The organism is Streptomyces sp. RLB3-17 (assembly GCF_007113425.2).
Taxonomy (GTDB): domain Bacteria; phylum Actinomycetota; class Actinomycetes; order Streptomycetales; family Streptomycetaceae; genus Streptomyces; species Streptomyces mirabilis_D.
On record NZ_CP041610.2, the window covers coordinates 8993849 to 9018562 of the forward strand.

The following is a 24714-nucleotide window of genomic DNA, read 5'->3' on the forward strand; positions in this document are numbered from 1 at the left end:
GCGGACCTCAACCTTCTTGGTGCTTGAGGGCCTCGGCGAGGCTCGGCGCCTCCCGGTCCCGCTGGGACATCGATGCGACCGGCAGCGGCCAGGGGATGGCGAGCTCGGGGTCGTCGAAGGCGATCGTCACGTCCTCGGCCGGATCGTGCGGGCGGTCGATCCGGTACGAGGTGTCGGCGGTCTCGGTCAGCGCCTGGAAGCCGTGCGCGCACCCCGCCGGGATGTACAAGGTCACCTGTGTCTCGCCGGACAGCTCGAAGAAGGCCCGGTTCCGGTACGTCGGCGAGTCCGGCCGCAGGTCCACGACGACGTCGAAGATCCTCCCGTACGAGCACCGCACCAGCTTGGCCTCGCCTGCGCCGGAGCGCAGGTGCAGGCCGCGCAGCACGCCCCGGACCGAGCGGGACAGGCTGTCCTGGACGAAGGCGTCCGGGTCGAGGCCCACCGAGCGGACCACGTCGGCGTCGAAGGTGCGGCAGAAGAAGCCGCGTTCGTCGGCGTACGGCGTCGGCTCGAAGAGGTACGCGCCGGTGATCTCCGGGACTTCGGTCGCTTTCATGGAGCCTTCCGCGAGGTGGGGGCGTGGTCGGTCGCCGGGAACAGGGTCGTGGTCAAGGAGTTGAACTGGTGCTCGAGTCGCCGGGCGGCGGCCAGGTTCCGCTCGGTGAGGGTCTGTCGCAGCTCGGCCGAACGCTTCTCCAGCGCACGGAACTGCTCGAGCAGCCGGTCGGCGTCGACCTCGCGCGCCGGGTGGCGGTACGCGCCGAGGCCCATCTCCGCCATGAGCGAGTCGCTCTTCGCCGCGTAGCAGAGAGCGAGCACCGGCGTACCGGTCTTCAGCGCGCAGATCAGGTTGTGGTACCGGATCGCCACCACGGTGTCGGCAGCCGCCATCTCCTTCATCAGGTCGGCCAGTGAGGACGGTTCGGCAGCGGTGACCAGCGGCGAGTCCACCGCGTCGAGGATCGCGGCGACCACCGTCGCATCGCACTGGTCGCCGGTGAGCAGCCGGACCGGCCTGCCCTCCTCGGCCAGCGTGCGGACGAACCGGATCGTCCCGTCGAGATAACGCCGGTATATCTCCTCGGCCCGGGCGCGATCGTCGTTGCCGCCGTGGAAGTCCATGACGCCGACGCAGACCGGGCCCGGCGGGGACGACGGGACTGAGAGCTTGTCGGGTCCGCTCGCCCGCGGCGTCGGCAGGGCGAACGCGAGGTCCGGGTAGACCTCGTCGCGCGCGGTGTCCACGCCCATCGCCCGCATGGCGTCGCGGGACTGCGCGTCCCGGTACGAGCGGTACGCGGCCAGCCGCCCCGACCAGCGCACCAGGGCCCGGGTCGGCCGGTTGCCGATCGTCGCGGCGCCGACGCTGACCAGCGCCACCCGGGTGCGCAGCAGCCGGCCACTCGCGCAGAGCAGGAACAGCGAGTACGGGAAACCCCACGGCCGCAGCGGCAGCGTGGCCTCCAGGACGCCCATGCCCGGCACGATCACCACGTCGTGCCGGCGCACCCAGGCAGCCGTGCGGAAGACGTCGACGAGTTTGCCCAGACCCTTCGCCGCGATCGCGCCCGCACGCGACGCGGTCCGGTACTCCCCGCTGTACCAGTGCAGCCGCGTCGCGGGGATCCCGAACCGGGTCGTCACGGCCTCGGGTCCGCCGCACAGCGCGTCCACGACCGCCTCCGGGTGTTCGGCGCGGAGGTACCCGAGCACGGCCTCGAGCGACCCGTCGTTGCCGAGGTTGCCGGAACCGAGCAGGCCGAACACCCCGACGCGCACCGGAGTCCGGTTCGCGGGCGTCATGCCTGCCTCCCCTCACGGCCGGCGACAAGGGCGTCGACGGAGACGGTGAGCAGGGCCGGGTCGACCGGGGCGCGGTCCTCGACGCGCTCACCGGCGCCCGGCCGGACCCGGCTGGCCATCCACGCGACCAGATGGCGGTAGCACGCGCGCCGGTCGGCCGGGGACAACGGCGCCCGCCGGATCGCCGCGACGAAGCCCCACATGTACTCGGCGAGCAGCCGGGGCGTCGGGTGCAGCGGGCCCGCCCGGCGCGGGTCCAGGTTGACGCACCGGGAGCGCTTGGAAGGGTTCGCCCGCTCGGCGCGCGTGGGATGGTCGCGGCGGAAGTACAGCAGCTCCGGCACCTGGTGGAAGGGCCCGTGCAGGGTGATCTCGGCGACGAACGTGCGGTCCGCGTGGTGGTAGCTGTCGAGCGGCTTCACCCGGCGCAGCATGTCGGCCCGCATCACCCCGTAGAAGTCGTCGCCACCCGGCTCGAACAACAGACTGCGGAAGCGCTCCGGCGCGTGCGGGGAGTCGGTGGCGAGCGTGTACTCGTAGGGGACCTTCACCTGGCCGTCGCCGTCGATGACCGCCTGGCCGGTGTGCGCGAGGATCATGTCGGGCCGCTCGTCCAGCGCCTGAACGCAGCGCCGCAGCAGGTCCCGGCCGTACAGGTCGTCGTGCGAGGCCCACTTGAACAACTCGCCGCGGGACTCGGTGAACACATGGTTGTGGTTCGGAGTGGCGCCGATGTTCCGGGGCAGCCGGAGATACCGGATGCGCGAGTCCCGCGCGGCGTACTTGCGGCAGATCTCCTGGGTCCCGTCGGTCGAGGCGTTGTCGGAGATGACCAGCTCGAAGTCCTCGTAGGTCTGGCCGAGCAGGGCGTCGAGCGACTCGGCCAGGTACTCCTCGCCGTTGTACACGGGCAGGCCGATGCTCAGCCTGGGTCGGTCCGTCATGAGGTCCTCACTTCGGGAATGGGATCGCGGTGGCGCTCGCGCAGGGCGGACCGCAGTTGCAGCCACCACACGGCCGAGCCGCTGATGGTCGCGGCGGCGACGCCCCAGGCCGAGCCGACCGTGCCGGCCGCGGCCGCCCCGCCGAGCCCGCCGCTGACATAGCAGGCGGAGGCGAACAGCTGGCAGCGCAGGCTGCGCCGGGCCGCGCCGAGTGCGCGCAGCCCGGCCGCCGCGCCGGTGCCGAGGCCCGCGCCCGCGACGCCGAGGGTGATCGGCACGATGAGCTCCGAGGCGGAGTGCCAGACGCCGCCGAGCACCAGCTCGCCGAACCGGCCGGGCATCAGCAGCAGCGCCGCGCCCCAGAGCAGCGCGCCGGCGGCCTGCCCCCCGCCAAGGAGGAGGCAGAACCTGCCCAGTTGATGCGGGGCCTGCCGCAGCACCCGTGCCGCCTCCGGGACGGTGACCAGCGAAAGCCCCATGAGCACCGCCAGGAACGGGCCGAGCAGGAGCTCGGCGCCCCGCACCGCACCCACCGCGCCGACCCCGACGATCGCGCCGAGCCCGTACGCCCGCAGCTGGCTCGCGCCACTGAGGCTGACGTTCTCGACCAGGTACCGGTAACCGAGATCGCGCTGCTCGCGAAGCCACCCGCGTGCCTCGGTCATCCGGGGCCGGATGCCCGACTGGAGGTAGCCGTACCCCGCCGCCACCGTGGCGGACGCGCCCCAGGCGAGCACGAAGGCGGCCACGCTGCCCGCACGGGCCGCCACCACCATGGCCGGGACGAGTGCGACACCCCACACGACGTCGTTGACGAACGCCTTCCGCCCGGCGCCGGCGGCGAAGAACGAGAACCGCCAGGCGTCCTGGAGCAGCAGCCCCGGCATCATGACACCAAGGGCGGCGAACGCGGGCCCCACGCGGCCGCCGAGGCCGAGCCCGGCCATCAGACACACCGCGCCGAGGGCGGCACCGACAACGAGTGCGGTACCTGTCGACCGGCTCACCGCCCCGCGCCAGGAGGCGCCCGGCACGCCGCTGAAGCGCACCACGAGCGGATCGGTGGCCAGCCCGCGGGAGACGTTGAGCACCACGCCGTACGTCACCCAGGCGAGGCTGAACACACCGAACGCGGTCACCCCCAGCGAGCGGGCCACGTAGATGCCCACCGCGAAGTTGCTCACGCTGGAGGCCGCCTGGTCGGCCAGTCCCCAGGACAGCCGGCCGACCATGGCCCGCTTGGCGGTTTGCCTGGCGGGTCCGGGTACGGGTCCGGGTCCGGCCGGGGCCGCCGGTGCCGTCGTCTTCTCCCCCTCGGTGGTCATCGGCGTCATGCCTTGATCAGTTCGGCGCCGCACAGGGCGTCGGCCGCGGCGGCGACGGTGTCGAACGGCAGCCCGGACCGCTCGGCGACGTCCAGCAGACTGTGCTCGCCGTCGGAGAGGCTGAGCACCCAGAGCATGGCCATCTGGGCCTGCTTCGCGTCGCTGCGGCCGCCGAGCGAGTCGTACAACCCACGTCGGCCCAGCTGTGGTTCGCCGTAGGGGCTGAGGTTGACGTACCGCCGGTTGCGGTCGAGGACGGCGAACGCCTCGCGGCAGACGGCGAGCGTGTCCGCCATCGCCTCCGGGGAGACGAAGTCCAGGTTGTCCGCCGAGGTGTGGTACTCGGGGTAGCCGGCGTACGGGGTCCGGCTGAGCGAGCCCACGCCGAGATCGAACCCGGGCGAGCAGAACTGCCGCTCGTCGTAGCCGTACGGAGTGAACTCGGCGACGTGGTGCGGGCGTTCGGAGGCGGCCAGCACATGACGCATCACCCGGTCGATCTCCGCGTCACCGCGTCTGCTCTGCTTGTACGTCAGCCGGCCCGAGTCGCCGGCGCAGGCCAGCACCAGCCCGTGCTTGACCCGTTCGATCCGCTCCGCGTTGCGGGCCAGCCAGGTGATCGCCCCGATGGTGCCGGGGGCGAACAGGAACCGGTAGGTGTAGTACGGCTTCTGCTCCGCCAGCGCTCGGGCCAGGAAGGTGGCCACCGCGATGCCTGCCAGGTTGTCGTTGGCCAGCGACGGGTGGCAGACGTGGCAGGAGACGATCACCTCGTCGGTGACCTGCCCGGGGACCACGTGCTCGGCGTAGGTGAGGTGGCCATCGGCGAGTGTGGAGTCGATGCGCACCTCGTACTCGCCGTCCGGCAGCGCGTCCAAGGTCTCCTGGGCCAGGCAGAACCCCCATTCCGGCTGGTAGTAGCTGGTGCGGTACGGCACCCAGGACGGGTGGTCCGGCAGGGTGTGCAGGTGTCCGCGCAGCTCGGCCAGTGGCATGGTCGCCGACACCGGCACGCTGTAGCCGAGCACGTGCAGGCTGGACGCGGCGAAGTCGACGACCCGGTTGCCGGCGGGGTCGGCGACGTACGCGTCCCGGATGTTCCACTCCTGCGGCACCGTCCAGTCGAGGACCTGAGTCCCGGTCGGCACCTCGTGCGTCCGCAGCGGGAGGTACTCGCCGACGATCTCCAGGGTGGCGCGCACCCCGTCGCCGGTGATGCTCCGGCACAGCGGGTACAACCGCTCCACCAGCGTGTGCATCTCCTGGCCGGCCGTGGTCATCGGCGCCACCGCAGGGTGTCGTCGACGGTGCCGGCTTCGGTCGCCGCGCGCAGCACGGCAAGGCGGGTGAAGCGCCGCTCGAAGTCCTCCCGGGTCAGCCCGTGTTCGCGGTAGGCGTCGGCGAGTTCGAGCGCGCCCTGCTTCACCGTCCACTCGCAGTCGAAGCCGGGTATCGCGGTGCGGAACCGGGAGAAGTCCACCCGGTACGACCGCGGATCGGCGCCGTTCTCCCCGGTGATCACCACCTTCGCGCCGGACACCGCCTCGGCGACCTGCTCGGCGATCTCGGCGACCGTGACGTTGTTGATCTCGCTGCCGATGTTGAACGCCAGGTCGTGCACCGACTCCCGCGGCGCGACCAGCGCGGCCGTGAAGGCCCGTGCGATGTCGGCGGCGTGCACCAGCGGCCGCCAGGGGGTGCCGTCGGAGAGCACAAGGACTTCGCCGGACAACAGGGCGTGCCCCACCAGGTTGTTCAGCACGATGTCGGCGCGCAGCCGGGGCGAGAAGCCGAAGGCGGTGGCGTTGCGCATGAACACCGGGCTGAAGTCGTCGTCGGCCAGCGCGTGCAGGTCGTCCTCCACCCGCACCTTGGACTCCGCGTACGGCGTCACCGGCCGCAGCGGGGCGTCCTCGGCCACCAGCTCGTCCCCGCCGGCGGCGCCGTAGACCGAACACGTCGACGCGTACAGGAAGCGCCGCACCCCGGCGTCGCGGGCCAGCCGGGCCAGCCGTACGGACGCGTGGTGGTTGATGTCGTAGGTGAGCTCCGGCGCCAGTGATCCCAGCGGGTCGTTGGACAGCGCGGCCAGGTGGATCACGGCGTCCACCCCGGCCACGTGCTCGGCCGTGACGTCGCGCAGGTCCACTCGCACCCCTGGCGGGTCCGCGGGCGTCGGGCCGAGGACGCAGTCGGCGAACAGGCCGGCGTCAAGACCGACGACCTCGTGCCCGGCGGCCGTGAGGACCGGGGCCATGACGGTGCCCAGATAGCCCTGGTGCCCGGTCAGCAGTACGCGCAAGGTTCATTCCCCCAGGTCGAGAGTGAGTTTGGTGACGGCGAACGCCTCGGCGTAGCGCGCGTGGCTTTCGATACCGCGGATCCGGGCCAGCCCGAGGAAGGCCTCCCGGTCGTACCAGGGCCGGTGCCGCTGCGAGGGGTAGTGCTCCTGCAGCAGCCGCACCTTTTGTTCGGCGATCTCCGGCGACAGCGGCTGGTACGCCGCCGGACGGCCGAGATCGCCGTCCCACTTGACGATCTCGTAGCCGAGCACCAGGTGGTCGCGGAACGCGGTCGTCATCAGTTTCGCCAGACCGCGGTGATCCTGGTGCGCGTCATCGGTGCGCGGGGCGAGGACGAGATCCGGCTCCGTCCCCGCGCGCAGCTCCTCGACGGCGGCCTTGGCCTCGTCCCAGTGCGCGGGCAGCCGGCCGTCCGGCAGCTTGTGCACGGTCAGCCGCAGGTCGGCGCCCGGGCAGAAGGCGGTGAGCGCGGCCTGCTCCTCCTGCTCCCGCTCGCTGCCACCGCCGGAGAGCACCAGTACGTCGATGCGGACACCCGGCCGTGCGTGGCACAGCGTCAGCAGTGTGCCGCCGGCGCCGATGGCGATGTCGTCGCAGTGCGCGCCCACCGCGACGATCCGGTCCAGCCGCCCGGCTCCGAGCCGGATCACGAGGTCCTCGCCGCGGCGCCGGCCCGGCTTCCGGTCGCGCCCGTCCCCGCACCGTCGTGATCCCACACGGCCCACGGGCGGTCGCCCCGGGCGTAGGCGTCGTCGAGCGCGGCCCGCTCCTTCACGGTGTCGGTCGGCTTCCAGAAGCCACGGTGCTGGTGCGCCACCAGCCGTCCGCGCTTGGCCAGTTGGGCGCAGCCGTCGGCGACCAGGTCCCCGTTCTCCGGGATGTGGTCGAAGACCTCCTGGCGGAGCACGAAGTAGCCGCCGTTCTCCCACAGCGGCATGTCACTCACCGCGGTGATGCCTCCCACCAGGCCGTCCTCGCCCAGTTCCACGCAGTGGAACGAGGACTGCGGCGGCACCACCATCATCGACGCTCCGGCGTCGCGCCGGGCGAACCGGTCGATCATCTCCGGCAGCGGGGCGTCGGTGAGCACGTCGGCGTAGTTGGCGAGGAACATCTCGTCACCGTCCAGGTGGTGGCGCACCCGGCGCAGCCGCTCCCCGATCGGTGACTCGATGCCGGTCTGCGCGAACGTGATCGTCCAGTTGGCGATGTCGGTGGACAGCAGCTCGGTCCGCCCGCCCCGCAGCACGAAGTCGTTGGACGTCGTCTCCTCGTAGTTGAGGAAGAAGTCCTTGATGTGGTGGGCCCCGTACCCGAGGCACAGGATGAACTCCGTGTGCCCGAAGTGCGCGTAGTAGCGCATGACGTGCCAGATCAGCGGGCGCGGGCCGACCATCGCCATCGGCTTGGGCACGTCGTCGGAAGCTCCGCTGCGCATACGCAGCCCATAACCGCCGCAGAACAGTACGACCTTCACGCCTTGACCTCGACAATGCTCAGTTCCGGGATGGGGAAGACCAGTCGGCCGCCCCAGTCGTGGACGAAGGACAGCTGCTCGACCAGCTCGGCCCGCAGGTTCCACGGCAGGACGAGGACGTAGTCGGGTCTGTCGGCGGCTATCTGCTCGGGCGGCAGGATCGGGATGCGGGTGCCCGGGGTGAACCTGCCGTGCTTGTAGGGGTTGCGGTCGACCGTGTAGGGGAGCAGGTCGGGCCGGATGCCGCAGTGGTTGAGCAGGGTGTTGCCCTTGCCCGGGGCGCCGTAGCCGACGACCGTCTCGCCGCGTTCGGCCGCCTCGATGAGGAACCGCAGCAGGTCCCGGCGCACCTTGGCCACCCGGGCGGAGAACTCGGTGTACCCGGACAGCTCCTGCAGCCCGGCGGCCTTCTCCCGGTCCAGCACGTCGGCCACCTGCCGGGTCGGCTCGCCGGCCACCTCGGCCGGCCGGGCCCACAGCCGGATGGAGCCGCCGTGCGTGGGCAGCAGCTCGACGTCCACGAGCGCGAGTCCGCCGCTCGCCAGCGCCCGGGTCGCAGACGCGACCGTGTAGTACTGGAAGTGCTCGTGGTAGATCGTGTCGTACTGGTTCTCCTCGATCAGGGTCAGCAGGTGCTGCACCTCGATGGAGACCCAGCCGTCGTCGGCGACCAGGGCGCGCAGCCCTCGGGTGAACCCGACCACGTCGGGGATGTGCGCGTACACGTTGTTGGCCACGACCAGGTCCGCCGGGCCGTGCTCGGCGCGGACGGCCGAGCCGGTGTCCGGGGACAGGAACTCCGTGAGCGTGGGCACACCCGCGTCCCGAGCCGCTGCGCCGACGTTCACCGAGGGCTCGATGCCGAGGCAGCGGATCCCGCGGTCCACCACGTGCCTCAGCAGGTACCCGTCGTTGCTCGCGACCTCGACCACGAAGGCGTCGGAGCCGAGCCCCACCCGCTGTACGGCGTCGGCGACGAACGTGCGCGCGTGCTCCACCCAGGAGGTCGAGAAGGAGGAGAAGTACGCGTACTCGCTGAACGTCTCCTCCGGCGTGATCAGCGGAGGGATCTGCGCGAGCCAGCAGTCGGTGCACACTCGCAGGTGCAGTGGGTACGTCGGCTCCGGCTGGTCCAGTCGGTCCGCGGCGAGAAAGCTCTCGCACGGCGGGGTCGCCCCCAGATCGACGACGCTCGTGAGCGTCGCCGAGCCGCAGAGTCGGCATCGTGTCATCTACTGCCCCCATCCCTGCTCGCGCGGGTCCCCCACCGCGAGCCAGCGTTTCCGTTCCCCATCGACGACGGGCTGTCCCCGCCGCCGGACCGACCCGCGATCGCGGTGCGGTACCCCTCCACCAGGCGCTCAAGGCCGACGGCCGGGCTGAACCCCTGCTCGTAACGGCGTCGGGCCGCCTGGCCCATCTCCCGGTTCCGGTCCTGTTCGGACGCGATCCGGCGTATGCGGGACGCGAGCGACGCGGACTCGCCCGGCCGGTGCAGCAGCCCGGTCACCCCGTCCTCGACGAGTTCGACGAAGGCGCCGTGGCCGGCGGCGACGACCGGGACCCCCGCCGCCATCGCCTCCACGACCACCAGGCCGAACGCCTCCAGCCACGTCGAGGGAGCCACCACGGCGACCGACCGCGCGATGGCCTGTCGGCACTCCGCCGTGTCATAGAGGCCGACGTACCGGACGTCGTCCCGGCCCGCCGCCCAGGCGGTCACCTCCGGTTCCAGCGGCCCCGTACCGGCGATCACGAGCGGGACGCCCACACCGCCGCCGGCGGCGATCTCGTCCCACGCGGCCATGAGAAGCCGCACGCCCTTGGCCTCCGCGAGCCGGCCGAGATAGAGCAGATGCTCGCCGGCGCCCGCTCGGTGGGCGCCCGGTTCGGGCACGAAGTTGTGCTTCACCGCCAGTCGCTCGGCCGGCATGCCGGCCCGCACCAGGACGTCGCGCTGCGCCGCGGAGATGCAGAAGAACCGCTCCACGCCGGACCACCACCGCCGACGGTTGACCGACATGCTGACCGCGAGCGGCACCGTCGCAAGGCGGGAGCTGCGGTAGCAGCCGTGCCGGACGGCGGGCAGCGGCGCGGACCCGACGCACTCGGTGCACGGCCGGCCGTCCCGCTGCAGCGTGCCGGGCGGGCAGATCTGTGTGTAGTTGTGCAGCGTGGCGACGGCGGGCACGCCGGCGTCGGCGCAGGCGGCCAGCACCGCCGGCGACAGGAGCGGGAAGACGTTGTGGACGTGCACCACGTCCGGCCGCTCGGTGCGCAGCCGGGCGGCGAGCTCCGCGCGCACCGCCGGGTTCCACGGCACAAGGAGCGGCACCGCGACCTTGCCCAGGAGGGAGCGGGCGGCGATGTCGTCGCTGCGCCGCTCGAACACCTCGACCCGGTGGCCGGCCGCCCGCAGCAGCTCCACCTCCTGGTCGACGACCTTGTTCTCCCCGCTCGGCTGCGCCGAGGCGTAGCGGTTGTGCACTACTAGGACGTGAACGCCGTGCATGCTCAGGTCACCTCCGATCTCTGGGCCCAGCGCGGGATGTGTCGTCGAGGGACTTCGGGCGTCGAGAGAGGAGCGGCCGCGGCCGGGGCGGGCGCAGCCAACAGCGAGGCGGCCAGGGCCAGATGCAGCAGATACGGGGAGGCGTCGCCAAGACCGGCCTCGGTGTACGACGCGATCGCGCAGTAGCTGATCAGGAAGATCGCGCAGGCCCTCTGCAGCGACGGTGGCCGCAGCAACGCGACGCCGCCCAACACGATGATGACCGCCGCGACGAGGGTGACGCCGATCAGCCCCTGCTCGTTGTAGACGGCCAGCCAGCTGTTGTCGATCGGCAGCCCGCCGAACGACTTGTCGCCCAGGCCCACGCCGAACAACTGCTCCGAGGTCGACCGGGGCGCAGCCAGCAGGGCGTCCCAGACCTTGGCCCGACCGGTGAGGTTGGAGAAGTTCTCCTTGCTCTGTCCGCGCAGGAACCACGCCTGCAGCGCGGAGGCGAACCCCACCGCGGCCACCACGGCGCACAGCACCGCCCAGGTGAAGAACCGGCGGGCCGCGGCGCTGGTCAGGATGAGCGAGCCGATCGCCAATGCCAGCCCGATGAACAGGCCGAGCGTGGCCGTCCGGGTATGGGTCAGCGCGAGCAGCACGAAGGACGGCACGATGACCACCACGGCGCTGGCCCTGTCGGTCCGGCGGCCCAGGACGAGCAGCACGGTGAGCCCGATGATCACCGCTGCGTACTGCCCGATCTGCGGCGGGGTGAGCGGCCACAACGCGCCGACCAGGCGTCCGCCGTAGAGGTCGGGCAGGGCCGCGCCCGGTGAGACGACCAGGCCGGTGGCCACCGATCCGAGCACCGCGAAGTACATCCGGATGTGGTACCGGACGAACGTCAGGCCGCCGTTCCACCAGCGGCTGAGCAGCCACAGCGTGCCGACGAACAGAGCCAGCCGGAAGCAGCGGAACAGCGCGCCGAACCCGGACTCCAGGTTCGCGCTGGAGATCACGCTCTCCACCAGCAGCAGGGTGAGCAGGAACACGAAGGAGCTGGCTCGGATGCGCAGCCGGAGATTGACCGCGAGCGCCAGCGCGAACGCGGCGACCAGCGCGCCCATGGTGACCATCTGGATGAGGGAGCGGGGCAGCGGGATGATGGTCTTCGCCCCGGCGGAGCCGAGCGTGTTGAGGACCAGCAGCCCCCAGACTGTCCCGACGATCTTCGGCGTGTGGTCCGCGCCCATCTCAACCACCGTCCTGTGCGCGGAAGGTGCTGCCCGCGTCCTGCTGGTACGGCGTGCCCTGCCACTGTTCGAAGTCGAGGATTCGGCTCGGGTCGTGGGCGACGAATTTCCATGGTCCGACGTAGACGTTGTCGTGCCAGCGGTTGTGCTGCTTGCCGGTGATGGCCTCGGCCACCCGCTCGCCCTGGTACGGCGACCAGTCCGGATAGGTGCCGTAGTTGGCGAGCACCGCCATGCGGTCGCACTTCACCGTGCAGTCGACGACGGACTTGTCCAGCACGAAGCGGTTGCCGTGGATGTCCACCCGCTGGGTCTTCCACCGGCAGTCGGCGTAGAGCGGCGCGGTGGCGATCGCCGGCTGCGCGCAGCGGTGGGTGTTCTTCACCAGCAACGTGCAGTCACCGGACGAGGTGTTGGCCGGGCTGTTGCAGAACCGGTCGGCGTTTTCCCACAGCGTGATCCCGGACCAGTTGTTCTCCAGCACGTTCCGATAGATCTCGATCTTGTCCGTGCGGGCTCGGATCCGTGGTTCGCCGCCGGATTCGGACAGGTAGATGGTCGCGAACGGGAAGCTGTCGCCGCGGTCGGCGTACCTGCGGCCCTCGACCCAGTTGTTCCGCCGGATCGTGTTTCCCCGGATGACCGCGTTGTAGCTGGTCTCGTAGATCAGCGCGGCACCGTCGTTGGCCTCGAGCACGTTGTCCTCGATGCGGAAGTCGTTGTTGTTGGTGTCCGCCCACAACCCGGCTCCGCGGTTGTCGTGCACCCAGTTGCCGCGGACGTCGGCGCCGTTGACGGCCCAGAACTTGATGCCTCCGGTGCAGCCGCAGCCCTCTTGCCGCCGTTCCCAGTCGCCGGTGTTGTTGCCCACGATCTCGTTGCCCTCGACCACCAGGCCGCTGATACGGCCGGTGGCCTTGTACGCGTTCATGCCGTACTGGCCGTTGTCGCGCAGGCAACTGGCGCGGACCCGCTGGCGGGCACCGGCCATCAGCCCGGCGCCGGAGTTGTTCTGGATCGTCGTGTGCTCGATCACCCACCCGTCGGCCGAGTCATGGTTGACCACGCCCTCGTCGCGCGGCGCGACGAAACCCTGCACGGTCAGGTAACGGATGGTGACGTCGCCGGCGGTGCCGCCGAACGCGTACTGGTTCTTCTTCCGGCCGTCGAGCACCGCGCCCGGCGCACCGAGGTAGCTGTCCCCCTTCTTGGGGATGACCTGGGCGTAGCGGTCCGGATCGAGCCGGTGCTTGCCCGGCCGAAGCCAGAACGTGGTGTTCGGGGGGCTGTTCTTGGTCTTCGCCGCCAGGTCACCGACCACCGCGGGGTCGACGCTCACCGCGCCCGCCGGTGCCTTCGCCGGTCCGGCCGCGGGCTTGGCGCACACCCCGGCCACGGGCGTGGACGGCGCAGCGGCCGGCTTTGCCCGGGCGCGCGGCGTGCTCTCACAGCCGGTCGTCGCCAGCAGGGCCAGCGCCAGCGGTGCCGCCGCCAACGCCCAGTGCCGCCTCTTGATCCCCACGCGCCCCCCTAGCCGCGGAACCTGAGCACGGTGGTGAAGCCCTCCGCGCCGTCGGCGAAGCCGGTGCCGACCAGGGTTGTGGTGGGTTCCTTGCGCCCGAAGCCGACGGAGTACCAGCCCAGCGGCGGGTCGCTCTCGCCGCGATGCGCCCGCCAGCTCAGCTGCCCGGGCAGGTCGAGCACCGCGGAGCGGTCCTCGCCGTCCCGGGTCCAGGTGAGCACGGCCCGGTTGCCCGCCAGGTCCGCGGCGATCGCCGGGCCGAGGTGGAACGCCAGCCGCACGGTCCGCCGCGGGCCGCGCACCTCGTCGACCACTCTCAGCTCCTGGCTCGCGGCCGTCAGCTCCACCTGGCGGCGGTGCACGGAGCCCTGGTACCCGTCGTGCTCGGCACACCAGCGAGCCACGCCCTCGCCGGCTGTGTCCGCGGCCAGGACGCGGGTGCGGGCATGCCGGGTCCACAGGAACGGGCCGCCGGAGACGGACTGGTCACCGCCGTCCAGTTGCAGGGTGTTGTGGCCGAGGGTCGACCGGAAGTACTGCCGCCACTCGGGCTGGCCGTGGTAGCAGAACGTCCCCGGGTCGGCGAGCACGTCGACCCCGTCGTGCCGGACCTCCACGGACAGCGCGTCCGCGTGGGCATGCGCGGCGATGGACAGGAACCCGTGCGGACCACCGTCGCAGCGGCACCAGATCTCCGCCGGACCGCGCAGGATGGTCATGCCCGCGTCGGCGAAATGGGCCGGTCGGCTTGCCGGGCGGGTCACGGCCGGCGCCGTTCCGTTCTTCGTGTACGGCCGGATGAGCGCGGCCAGCAGCGGGGTGCGCACATCGGAGCCGGTCACCGCCGGCCACCAGGCGAGCCGGCCGAACACGGCGTCCCCGGTGGCCAGCAGCGAGGCCCAGCGGTCGGTGCCCGCGCCGTCCACGATCAGACCGTGCCCGTCGTCCGCGTCCCCCTGGCGCGGCGGCCGCAGCCGGCCGTCCACGACGGCCGCGAGCGCGTCGGTCATCCGCAGCAGCACCAGCCGGATCGACGCGGGCACCGGCCTGCCTGCGGCATCCGCCTCGGCCACCGCGGCCAGGCCGAGCTCCAGCACGAGTCCGTGATACTCGGTGGCCAGCTCGCGGTTGAGGCCGGAGTCGAAGGTGTTGCCGTGCAGCTGCCGCTCCAGCGACCTCAGCGCGTCGGCTCGCCAACGCTCCGAGGAGGGGAACCATCCGAACGCGCAGGCTGCGGCGAACTGCCCGGCGGCCTCGGCGACGACGTGGTTGTTCGCCGAGGACCCCCGGCTGGGGAAGGCGGCCAGCCAGCGCTGGTGGTGCCAGATCTGGTTCAGCGCCACCGGGTTGCCCTCGAACAGCTCGGCCGCGCCCGGCCAGCCGTCGAGCAGCCTGCGGATCCACACCCAGGACAGCAGCCGGATGCCCAGCTCGATGCCGCTGATCCAGTGCACGCCGCGCAGCGGTGGGTTGGCCGCCCACCACGACCGCAGGTGCTCGGCCACTCGCTCGGCGTACCGCTCGTTCCCGGTGATCGCGTAGGCGGCGGCGAGCACGGTGAGGTACTGATGCCGGGACAGCTCCCAGATCTGCTTGATGTCCCCGACCGCGTCCTCGTTCCGGTACGGCACGTCGAAGGCGTAGCCCCAGGGAGCCCGGCGCCCCGTCTTCGGGTCGTACCACCAGTCCGGGTCGGTCAGGTCGTCGCGGACCACCCCGAAATACTCGACGTGCCCGTACATCAGCCGGTCCGCCTCGGCGATGAGACGTTTCGCGGCGTCCGGAGGTATGGCGGCGAGCGTCCCGGCGGGCAGCACCGCGGTGAACCGGGCGCCGGTCACGCTCGGGCAGTCGGGCCGCGCCGACCGCCACCGCCGCCTGCGCACCGCGTCGCCCGCCCGGCCGCCGACCTCCCGCGGTCCCATCCGGGACAGCCGCCGCAGGTACCAGCCCGCGGTCATGGTCATCGCGCCCTCGCCAGTGTCACCGGCGCGCCGCCGACCAGGCCGGCCTGCACGGCGAGGGTGGCCGACGTGGTGGCGACCAGCGACTCCAGCGGCACCGGCATCGGCCCACCGGTCCGCACGGCCTTGATGAACGCGGCCAGCTCGGCGGACTGGCCCTTGTCCCGGGCCTTGGGCAGCCGCGAACTGACCCACCGCTTACGGCCGACCCCTCCGTCTACGAACACCGAGGCACGGACGAAGTCGTCGAGCCGCAGCACCTTGCCGTCCGCGATGAGATCCAGCGTCTCCTTGGGGAAGCCGGCCGCACCGGTGGTGACGTAACTGATGGTGGCGGTGGACCCGTCCGGGTAGCGCAGCACGACCTGCAGGTCCTCGTTGCCGGACGTGGCGACCGCGTACACCGAGACCGGGTCGGCCTCGAGCAGCCAGCTCGCCGTGTCGACGAAGTGCCCGCCCTCGCCGGCGAACCGCGAGCCCTCGGTGCCCTGTTGGAGGTACCAGCTGCCCTGTCCAAGCCGGCCCGCGTTGACCAGGTAGCGGAGGCTCGCCGGTCCGGTCCGGGCGCCGAACCGCTTCCTGGCCTCCTGCAGCAGCGGCGCGAACCGGCGGTTGAAGCCCACCTGCAGCCGGTCGTTGCCGGACTCCTCCACCGCCGCGAGCACGCCGGCCAGCTCGTCCTCGGTGAGCGCCAACGGCTTCTCCACGAACACCGTCTTGCCGGCCAGCAGCGCCTTCCGGGTCAGTTCGGCGTGCGAGCTGTGCCGGGTGACGACGAACACCGCGTCGATGGACTTGTCGCCGAGCACGGAGTCGAGATCGGTGGTCGCCTCGGCGAAGCCGAACTTCCGTTGCGCGTTGGCCGCGGACAGCGCCGTCGTGGTGACGACCGTGGACAGCTCGACGCCGTCGCGCTGTGCCAGGTGCGGCAGCAGCATCGACGTCGCGTAGTTTCCCGCGCCGACGAACGCGAGGCGCACCGGCGTCTTGGCGGACCGGGCCGGGGTGGACGCTCCGCCGGTGGGTCGCTTCACCGCGGGCACGGCAACGGCCGGGGCCTGCGCTTCCCCCGCTTCCTCCTTCTGCTCGGGGTAGCGGAACAGCACGGCCACGGCCTTGAGCTCGCCGTCCTTCAGGCGCTGGTACGTCTCGACGGCGTCATCGAAGTCGGCGATGTGGGAGACCAGGGGCTCCACGTCGACGCTGCCGCGGGCCACGAGGTCGAGGAAGCACGCCAGGTTGCGGCGCTCGGTCCAGCGCACGTAACCGATCGGGTAGTCCCGCCCCTCGAGCTCGTACTCCGGGTCGTAGCGCCCGGGGCCGTACGAGCGCGAGAAGCGGACGTCGAGCTCCTTCTCGTAGTACGCGTTCCACGGCAGGTCCAGGCGGCACTTGCCGATGTCGACGACCCGGCCGCGGTCCCGGCAGAGCCGGGCGGCCAGCTCGACGGGCTGGTTGCTGCCGCCGCCGGCGGCCAGGTACACCTGGTCCACGCCGTGACCGTCGGTGAGTTCGGCGACGGCGGCTTCCACGGCCGCGGACGCGGGATCGCCGCAGGCCGCGGCGCCCAGGCGCTCGGCGAGTTCGCAGCGCACCGGGTCGGGGTCCGCTCCGACCACGCGGACTCCCGCGGCGGCGAGCAGCTGTACCACCAGCTGCCCGATCAGCCCGAGGCCGATGACCAGCGCCACCTCGCCGAGCTGCGGCTCGCCCTGGCGAACGCCCTGCATCGCGATCGACCCGACGGTACCGAAGGCCGCGTGGCGCGGCGCGAGGCCGTCCGGCACCGGGGTGTAGAGGTTCTTCGGCACCCAGTTCAGCTCGGCGTGCAGCGCGTGCTCATTGCCGGCGCAGGCCACGAGGTCGCCGACCTTCACATCGTCGATCCCGGTGCCGACCTGCTCGACCACCCCGCACAGTGAGTAGCCCAGCGGCGTGTAGGAGTCCAGCTTGCCCATCACCTTGCGGTAGGTGGCGGGCACCCCGTTGGTGGCCACGCTCTGCATGACCTTGGCCACCTGGTCCGGCCGGGAGCGGGCCTTGCCCAGCATCGACATGCCGGCCTCGGACACCTTCATGAGCTCGGTTCCGGTGGATATCAGCGAGTAGGCGCTGCGGACCAGCACACCGCCCGGCTTGCACCCCGGCACCGGCACGTCGAGCACCGCCAGCTCGCCGCTCTTGTAGTTCTGTACAACCTGCTTCACCAGAACTCCTGATTCCTAAGCCGTCGACCGAGTGCTCTGGGCGGAGCCAGAGGTCGCGTCGCGATACCAGTACTCGAGGGTCAGTACGTGCCACAGATGCTTGGAGTAGTCCGTCTGTCCGGCGGCGTCCTCGGCGACCATCCGGGCCAGCGCGTCGCGGCGCAGCAGCCCGGACCGGACGAGCTCGCCGTCGTTGACCACCTCGCGCACCAGCGGTGCCAGGTCCCGGCTCATCCAGGCGCGCAGCGGGGCGCTGAACAGGCCCTTGGGCCGGTACACGATCTCCCGGGGCAGGACCGAGGTGGCCGCCTCCTTGAGGACGGCCTTGCCCTGTCGCCCGACGATCTTGCGATTCCCGGGCACGGCGAACGCCGCCTTGACCACCTCGATGTCGACGTACGGCACCCGGACCTCGGTGGAGGCGGCCATGCTCGACCGGTCCGTGTAGGCGAGGTTCAGGCCCGGCAGGAACATGCGGGCATCGGTCAGGCACATGCGGTTGACGAAGTCGTCGAGGTCGTTGTCCTGGTAGACGTCCGTGTGTTCGGTGACCACGTCGTCGACCGTCCCGGCCAGATCCGGGTTGAGCAGGGCGAGCAACTCGTCCTGGTCGTACATGGTGTAGCTGCGCCGGAACGCGGTCTCCTCGGGCAGATCGGCGAAGGAGAGGAACCGCTTCGCGAAACGCACCGACCGGTAACCGCGGCGGGCCGAGGCGACCGGCAGCCGGTCCACGACCCCGGACACCCCGCGCCGCAGGGGTCGCGGGACGCGCTGGTAGCGCAGCGCGAGCAGGTTGGCAAAGTGCTTGCGGTACCCCGCGAACAGCTCGTCGGCACCCATCCCCGAGAGCATCACCTTGACCCCGGCCTCCCGGGCGGCCATGCAGATCAGGTACGTGTTGATCGCGGCGGGGTCGCCGATCGGCTCGTCCAGGCTGTACGTCATCTGGGGCAGCAGGTCGAGCACGTTGGGGGCGATCTCGATCTCGTGCAGGTCGACGCCGTACCGTTCGGCGACCTGCCGGGCGTAGCGCAGGTCGTCGGGCATCGCCTCGAACTTGGCGTCCTCGGCGCGGAATCCGATGGTGTAGGCGGAAATCCCGGGCTGGTGGCGGGCCGCCAGCGCGGTCAGATAGCTGGAGTCGAGGCCGCCGGAGAGGAAGGTCGCCACGGGTACGTCGGAGATCAGGTGGCGGCGGGTCGACTCCTCGACGATGGCGGCGAGGTCCGGCTGTTCACCGGCCAGGGCGCGGTCCCGGCCCTCGGCGGCGACGTCCTTCAGGTTCCAGAAGCTGCCGCGCTCCACCCGGCCGTCGGGCCGGCAGCGCAGCCAGCTCCCCGGCGGCAGCTTCTCCGCCTCGCGGAACGCGCAGCGCGAGTCCGGCACCCAGTAGTAGAGGAGGGACGCCACGAGCGCCGCCTGATCCACCTCCAGTGACTTGCCGGTCACGGCGGCGAGCGCCTTGAGCTCGGAGGCGAACATCAGGCCCTCGCCGCGCCGGAGCAGGAACAGCGGCTTGATGCCGAGCTGGTCGCGGACGAGCACCAGGTCACCGGTGCGCTCGTCGAAGATGCCGAACGCGAACATGCCGCGCAGCCTGGGCAGGCAGTCGGTGCCCCAGCGCCGCCAGGCCTCCAGGACCACCTCGGTGTCGGAGGTGCCGCGGAAGCGCACCCCGGTGGCCTCCAACTCCGCCCGGAGTTCGGGCGCGTTGTACAGCTCGCCGTTGTACGTCAGGGCGAGGCCGTCCGAGACCATCGGCTGGGCGCCGGTCTCCGACAGGTCGACGATGGCCAGCCTGCGGTGCCCGAGCTGCACCTCGCCGTCGCCCAGGGGGTGGCCGTAGCGGCCCGAGCCGTCCGGGCCGCGGTGGGCGAGGGTGTCGGTGAGCCGGTCGGTCACTGCCTTTCCGTCCGGCCATCGGTAAGTGCCTGCGATGCCACACACGTCCTACCGCACCTCCTGGTCGTTGTCCGGGATCCGTGCGGCCCGTATCGGCTGGCGTTCGGTGAGCCGCCGGCCGGTCGCGTTCTGCCAGGTCGGCCGCTCGGTCCGGCCGCGCAGCGCGTTGGCCAGCCCGTCCCACAGCGTGCCGTCGGTCCGGTCACGCGGATCGGGGTCGATCAGCACCACACCGATCACCGGAATGCGCTGGTCCGCGAGCTGCCGCGCCACGGTGTGCAGCCATGCGGCGCTGCCGTGCCCGGCCCGCACGACGAGCACGGTCCGCGTGCCGAGGTACTGGAGGTCGGTCCACGCCGTGCCGGGCGCCACCGAGCCGACGCCGAGCCGGCGCTCCTGAGGCGACACGTCCGCGGCACGCTCGCCGCTGACCACGGTCGGGTCTCCCGGCTTCGGGCGGTGCTTGGCGAGCTGCGGGCCGGGCAGACCGTCGATGACGACCACCGGCCCGTCCGCCGCCAGTGCCCTGGCCACGTCCAGGGCGATCACGCTCGCGCTGCGCGCACAGCCCAGTTCCAGCAGCGAGACCGGGTCCGCGGAGCCGCGCACGGTGCGGGCCAGGGACGTGGTGAGCCGTTCGCGTGCCGCCCGGACCCGTCGGCGCCGCCACAGCCTGGCCGACCGGCGGGGCAGCTCCGCGATGACCGAGGCGCCGAGGTTCGCCGCGATGTCCCGGCGCAGCACGGGGCGGTCCGCCACCACCGTGCCGACCGCGGCCACCGCGAGCCCGAGGACGAGCCCGAGGACGAGCCCGATCGCGGCGTTGGTGGCAACGGCCCTGGGCAGGGAGTTCCGCACCGCGCGCGGGGTGTCCACGACCTGCGTGCCGGCGATGAGCTTGGGCGTGCCGATGCGCGCCTCCGCGGCGCGCTGACTGAAATCGGTGATCCGCGAGGTGAGTTCGGCCCGGCTGGCGAAGAGCGACTCCAGGTTCGCCGACGCCTTCGGCCCGCCCTGCGACGATCCGTCCCCGATCGCCTTGTTGACCTGGGCGAGTTCGCCCTGCATCCGGTCACGCTGGTCGAGCAGGGCCTTGGCCTCGGAGTTGGCGGCGTCCTTTATCCGCCGCACATGGTCCGCGACGAACGCGTCGGCCAGCGCCTTGGCGCGGGCCACCGCCTCCGCGTCGCTGTCAGCCGTCACAGTGATCTGCAGCAGGTTGTTGGTCAGACCGACAGCCCCGTAGTTCTTCATGAAGTCCTCCGGTTTTTCCGGGGACCCGAGGGACTGCAGGGCTTTGCCGGCGATCCGCGTGGTCTGCAGCAGTCCGACGTCGGTGCGGATCAGCGTTCCGGGGTCGTTCGGCTGGTCCTCCTGATGCGCGACCAGCACCTTGGTCACCGCGGTCGGCGGCGGTGGCATCAGGACCGACACCGCCGCGCCGACGAGCAGCCCCAGCAGCGCCGCGGAGCACCAGAGGCGGCGCCGCCTCCGCACCGCCACCACCAGCGCCTGCAGGTCCAGCAGCGGAGCGGCGGCCGACGACTCCGCAGTCGTACTCGTCGTCACCCTGAACTTCCCTTCGCGTTGTCGCCCACCGCGAGCACCGGCGTGGCGGCATCCCGAGCACGGCCGGCAGACCGCGTCGAACGGACCCGGACCGTGCCGGCGAGGACGATGCCGACGACCTCGTGCTTGGCGTCCGCACACGCCTCGGCGATGCCGGCGAGCTCAGCTGCGGTCCAGACGCCCGCGCTGAGCACGACCAGGGCACCGGACTCGTTGTCGCGGTCCGGCACCAGTGGCTGGGACACCGAGACCCCCACCACCCGCAGCAGCGGGTCGTTCTCGGCCTCGGCGACGAGCTGCCCGGCGGCCAGGCGGGCGATCTCGTCGCCGTCCGGGACGACGACCAGCAGCCGCCGGGGGGTCGGCAGTTGGTCCCGGAGGCGGGCGCACACCCGCAGGTAGCGGATCTGCCGGCCGGCCTCGTCGCCGGACGTCTGCGGGGTGGGCAGGTCCCACCGGATGTCGACGCCCAGCAGGCGGCGGATCCGGGCCCGCGGGCCACGGCCTCCCGGCCGGTGCGTGGACCGTTGACCAGGTACGTCGACGGTGCCCAGCAGCGTCGAGCCCAGCGCTGCGATGATCTCCGGTTGGGTGCGCAGTCGGCGGCTCATCCGTGCGGCGGTGAGATGGCCGATGACCGCGAGCAGGAAGAACAGCAGCGCTCCGGCGACGATGAGCTGCATCCTCGTCGGCGGTGTCTCGCCGGCCGGCCGGGCCGCCGGCCCCATGACGACCATGTTGGCCTTTTTGGCGGCCGGGTCGGCCTGGTCCAGCTTGGTGATGGCCTCCTGCAGCGTGGTGCGCAGCTTCTCGAGTTCGGTGCGGGACTGCACGCTCTCCACGGTCCGCCCCGGATCGGCCGCGTCGGCCAGGTCGGTGATGCGGCGGTTGGTCTGCACCACCATCTGCCGCAGTGCCTCGAGCTGCGCCGTCGCTTCGGGGTCGGTGTTGTCGTCCACGACCCGCGCGGCGAAGGTGACGAACTGCTGGGCCACCTGGTCGGAGAGTTGCTGTGCGCGTTTCGGGGTGTCGGCCGTGCCCGAGATCTTGATGATGTTCCCGTTGGCGGCCGTGGCGCTCACCTGATCCCGCAGCTTGTTGCCGCTGACCCCGGGCCAGTTGAGCGTGGCGGCCGCGCGGTCGACCACCACCGAACTGGTCGCGACTTCCTGCTGAGTCAGCAGCTCGCGCTCCTCCCACGCCCCCGGCAGCAGTACCGATGCCGACGTCGTGTAGCGCGGCGGGAACAGCAAAGAGGCGCCGTAGCCGACGAGCGCACCCACCACGGCGAGGATGGTGAGAAGCCGCCAGCGCCGACGGATGATCCGCCCGATCGTGACCAGGCGTATCGTGTCATCGTTCAACGGTGCGGCCTCCACCCTGTGCACGGTCCGGGTCGCCCGCCGACGCCGGAGTCTGGTCGCGGCAGGCGGCGGCGTAGGCGGCGAGCAGCGATCGCTGGGAGTTCCGCCAGGAGAGCGACCCGCTGATCCGCTCCTGGCCGATCTTGCCCATCCGGGCCCGCTTCTCCGGATCGTCCAGCAACAGCGCGATGAGCTTGGCGAACTGGGCCTCGTCGTTGGCGGGCGCGTAGACGGCGGCGTCGCTGGCGGAGACTCGCGCCTCCCGGAGGTCGAACGAGACGATCGGCCGGCCCATCACCATGTACTCCAGGACCTTGTTCATGGTCGACACATCGTTGAGCGGGTTGTGCGGGTCGGGGGAGAGGCACACGTCCGCGGTGGACAGGTAGCGCACCAGGTCGTCGTCCGGAATGCGCCCGGTGAACTGCACCTGCTCCGAGAGCCCGAGCCGCCGGGACAGCTCCACCATCGCGTCGAAGGTGTCGCCGGCGCCGACGAACACCGCGTGCCAGTCGGTGCGCCCGAGTTCGTCGCGCAGCTTCGCGAGGGCACGCAAGGCGTAGTCGACGCCGTCCTGCGGGCCCATGACGCCGAGGTAGCAGAGCAGATGAGGCTTGCCGCGCTTCAGCTCCGGCTCGGGCGGTACGGGGTGGAACCGGTCGATGTCGGGCGCGCTGCGTACCACGAAGACGTCCTCCGGCCGCCGGCCGCCACGGCGTACCGCGACGTCCCGGTAGCTCTCGTTCGTGGCGAGCACGACGTCCGCGGCCCGGTAGGTCAGCCGTTCCAGCGCGCACACGGCGCGGTAGAGCAGATCCTCGCCGCGGTCGAACCGGGAGAGGTACAGCTCGGGCACCAGGTCGTGCTGGTCGAAGACGAACCGCGCTCCGCGCCGCTTCATCCATCGTGCCGGCAGGAACAACAGGTCGGGCGGGTTGCAGGCGTGGACCACGTCGACCGGGCCGACCTTCCGGGCCAGCCGGACCGTGTGCCACAACGCCGATCCGTACTCCCGCAGGTAGCCGGCCGGTCCTCCGGTGGCCGCGCGCAACGGGTAGCGGTGGATCCGCACCCCGTCGATCTCCGCCTCCGGCTCCGTGTCCCGCTTGCTCCCCTGCGGACAGATGACGTGCACTTTCCAGCCCGCGTCGCGCAGTGTCGTGCACTCCTGCCACACCCGCCGGTCGAACGGCACCGACAGGTTCTCCACCAGGATCAGCGCGCGCCGGTCCGGCCGGTCGCCACTGGTCGAATCACCAAGCAAGGCCCACGTACCCCGGTTCGGCCCGGCGCGCTTCGGCATCGGGAAGGTGGATGAGGTCGACAATCACCGGGCCGTCGCCGCCTTGGGGCAGCGACGACAGCACGGCCGGATCCCTGGTCCCGACCAGGAGCACCTCGGCGTGCCCGAGCACCTCGTCGACGGAATCCGCGAGCAGCTGCGCGAGGTGCGGCAGCCGGGTCTCGATGTACTCGCGGTTCGCGCCGAGCAGCCGGGAGAGGCTCACGTTGGCGTCGTAGATCCGCAGGTCGTAACCCTTGCCGAAGAGCCTCTCCGCCAGCTCGACGAGCGGGCTCTCGCGGAGGTCGTCGGTGCCGGGTTTGAAGGACAGCCCGAACAGGCCCACCCGGCGCTTGCCGGTGCGCTCGACCAGCTCCACCGCGCGCTGCAGATGATCGGAGTTGGAGGGCAGCACGTGGGCGAGGATGGGCACCGAGACGTCGGCCCGCTGTGCCGCGTGGACCAGGCTGCGCAGGTCCTTGGGCAGGCAGGAGCCGCCGAAGGCGAAGCCGGGCCGCAGGTAGGCGGGGCTGATGTTCAGCTTGCGGTCGGCCAGGAACACGTCCATCACCTGGTGCGAGTCCACGCCGAGCGCCTGGCACACCGCGCCCAGCTCGTTCGCGAAGCCGATCTTGAGGCCGTGGAACGCGTTGTCCGCGTATTTGATCGCCTCGGCCGTGGGGATCGGCACCCGGAACACCTCGCCGGGCAAGCCGTCGTACAGCGCCGTCACCGCATCGCCGCTTGCCGGGTCGAGCTCGCCGATGACGGTCTTGGGCGGGTCGAAGAAGTCCTGCACGCTCGTGCCCTCGCGCAGGAACTCCGGGTTGACCGCGACCCCGATGTCCACCCCGGCCGTGCCGCCGACGTACTTCTCCAGAATCGGTACCAGCAGGTTCAGACAGGTGCCCGGGAGCATGGTGCTGCGGAACACGACGGTGTGCCGCCCACCCCGCTCGGCCAGCGCGGCGCCGATCTGCTCGGTGACCCGCTCCAAGTACGTGGTGCACAGGCTGCCGTTGGGCTCCGACGGCGTGCCCACGCAGACCAGCGACACCTCGCTGTCCATGATCGCCTCGCGGACGTCACCGGTGGCGCGCAACGCTCCGGTCCGCACGACCTCGGCGATGAGCTCGCCGATACGTTCCTCCACCACCGGGGCCTTGCCGTCGTTGACCAGGTCGACCTTCACCTGGTTCACGTCCACCCCGATGACCTCGTGACCCATGCTGGCCAGGCACGCGGCCGACACGCAGCCCACGTAGCCGAGCCCGAAAACGCTGACTCTCATGA

19 protein-coding genes are annotated in these 24714 nt (G+C 71.6%); all 19 read right to left on the bottom strand.

Going from position 1 to position 24714, the window contains the following annotated elements; translation table 11 throughout:
- Nucleotides 1-7: 7 nt before the first annotated feature.
- Genes rfbC through FNV62_RS40500 form a run of 19 tightly spaced genes read right to left on the bottom strand, consistent with a single transcriptional unit; the run spans nucleotide 8 to nucleotide 24712 of the window.
- The gene (gene rfbC / locus FNV62_RS40410; RefSeq protein WP_143628807.1) at nucleotides 8-559 is read right to left on the bottom strand and encodes a dTDP-4-dehydrorhamnose 3,5-epimerase; all 552 of its coding nucleotides are present in this window, start codon (nucleotides 557-559) and stop codon (nucleotides 8-10) included.
- Nucleotides 556-1806: a polysaccharide pyruvyl transferase family protein gene (locus tag FNV62_RS40415; protein ID WP_144315940.1), complete on the bottom strand. Its 1251-nt coding sequence runs from the start codon at nucleotides 1804-1806 to the stop codon at nucleotides 556-558. The genes rfbC and FNV62_RS40415 overlap by 4 nt, the downstream gene beginning before the upstream one ends.
- A complete protein-coding gene (locus FNV62_RS40420; RefSeq protein ID WP_143628811.1) occupies nucleotides 1803-2750 on the bottom strand; it encodes a glycosyltransferase family 2 protein in 948 nt (315 codons plus the stop codon). The genes FNV62_RS40415 and FNV62_RS40420 overlap by 4 nt, the downstream gene beginning before the upstream one ends.
- A complete protein-coding gene (locus FNV62_RS40425; protein ID WP_144315941.1) occupies nucleotides 2747-4075 on the bottom strand; it encodes a hypothetical protein in 1329 nt (442 codons plus the stop codon). The genes FNV62_RS40420 and FNV62_RS40425 overlap by 4 nt, the downstream gene beginning before the upstream one ends.
- Nucleotides 4076-4080: 5 nt before the next feature.
- A complete protein-coding gene (locus tag FNV62_RS40430; protein WP_186003151.1) occupies nucleotides 4081-5355 on the bottom strand; it encodes a DUF4910 domain-containing protein in 1275 nt (424 codons plus the stop codon).
- Nucleotides 5352-6377, bottom strand: coding sequence for an NAD-dependent epimerase/dehydratase family protein (locus tag FNV62_RS40435; protein WP_097286829.1), 1026 nt, complete (start codon nucleotides 6375-6377; stop codon nucleotides 5352-5354). Before FNV62_RS40435 ends, FNV62_RS40430 begins: the two co-directional genes overlap by 4 nt.
- A 3-nt stretch (nucleotides 6378-6380) precedes the next feature.
- Nucleotides 6381-7028, bottom strand: coding sequence for a PIG-L deacetylase family protein (locus FNV62_RS40440; RefSeq protein ID WP_054230351.1), 648 nt, complete (start codon nucleotides 7026-7028; stop codon nucleotides 6381-6383).
- Complete coding sequence (locus tag FNV62_RS40445) at nucleotides 7025-7855, bottom strand: glucose-1-phosphate cytidylyltransferase (protein WP_143603401.1); 831 nt, start codon at nucleotides 7853-7855, stop codon at nucleotides 7025-7027. The genes FNV62_RS40440 and FNV62_RS40445 overlap by 4 nt, the downstream gene beginning before the upstream one ends.
- Complete coding sequence (locus FNV62_RS40450) at nucleotides 7852-9087, bottom strand: class I SAM-dependent methyltransferase (RefSeq protein WP_144315942.1); 1236 nt, start codon at nucleotides 9085-9087, stop codon at nucleotides 7852-7854. Before FNV62_RS40450 ends, FNV62_RS40445 begins: the two co-directional genes overlap by 4 nt.
- Nucleotides 9084-10367: a glycosyltransferase gene (locus FNV62_RS40455; RefSeq protein ID WP_144315943.1), complete on the bottom strand. Its 1284-nt coding sequence runs from the start codon at nucleotides 10365-10367 to the stop codon at nucleotides 9084-9086. The genes FNV62_RS40450 and FNV62_RS40455 overlap by 4 nt, the downstream gene beginning before the upstream one ends.
- Nucleotides 10368-10369: 2 nt before the next feature.
- A complete protein-coding gene (locus FNV62_RS40460) occupies nucleotides 10370-11608 on the bottom strand; it encodes a hypothetical protein (protein ID WP_097286833.1) in 1239 nt (412 codons plus the stop codon).
- A gap of 1 nt (nucleotide 11609) precedes the next feature.
- Entirely contained in the window at nucleotides 11610-13130 is a 1521-nt protein-coding gene (locus FNV62_RS40465) for a right-handed parallel beta-helix repeat-containing protein (RefSeq protein ID WP_144315944.1), read from the bottom strand.
- 8 nt (nucleotides 13131-13138) lie between these two features.
- Nucleotides 13139-15097: a heparinase II/III family protein gene (locus FNV62_RS40470; RefSeq protein WP_144315945.1), complete on the bottom strand. Its 1959-nt coding sequence runs from the start codon at nucleotides 15095-15097 to the stop codon at nucleotides 13139-13141.
- Nucleotides 15094-17301: a bi-domain-containing oxidoreductase gene (locus tag FNV62_RS40475; protein WP_144315946.1), complete on the bottom strand. Its 2208-nt coding sequence runs from the start codon at nucleotides 17299-17301 to the stop codon at nucleotides 15094-15096. Before FNV62_RS40475 ends, FNV62_RS40470 begins: the two co-directional genes overlap by 4 nt.
- A gap of 15 nt (nucleotides 17302-17316) precedes the next feature.
- Entirely contained in the window at nucleotides 17317-19251 is a 1935-nt protein-coding gene (gene asnB / locus FNV62_RS40480; protein WP_143609791.1) for an asparagine synthase (glutamine-hydrolyzing), read from the bottom strand.
- Nucleotides 19252-19254: 3 nt separating this feature from the next.
- Entirely contained in the window at nucleotides 19255-20775 is a 1521-nt protein-coding gene (locus tag FNV62_RS40485; protein WP_143609792.1) for a Wzz/FepE/Etk N-terminal domain-containing protein, read from the bottom strand.
- Nucleotides 20772-22139, bottom strand: coding sequence for a Wzz/FepE/Etk N-terminal domain-containing protein (locus FNV62_RS40490; RefSeq protein WP_143628824.1), 1368 nt, complete (start codon nucleotides 22137-22139; stop codon nucleotides 20772-20774). The genes FNV62_RS40485 and FNV62_RS40490 overlap by 4 nt, the downstream gene beginning before the upstream one ends.
- Entirely contained in the window at nucleotides 22129-23442 is a 1314-nt protein-coding gene (locus FNV62_RS40495; protein WP_413083894.1) for a glycosyltransferase family 4 protein, read from the bottom strand. The genes FNV62_RS40490 and FNV62_RS40495 overlap by 11 nt, the downstream gene beginning before the upstream one ends.
- Nucleotides 23393-24712, bottom strand: a complete 1320-nt coding sequence (locus tag FNV62_RS40500) for a nucleotide sugar dehydrogenase (protein ID WP_054230341.1) — start codon at nucleotides 24710-24712, stop codon at nucleotides 23393-23395. Before FNV62_RS40500 ends, FNV62_RS40495 begins: the two co-directional genes overlap by 50 nt.
- Nucleotides 24713-24714: the final 2 nt, after the last annotated feature.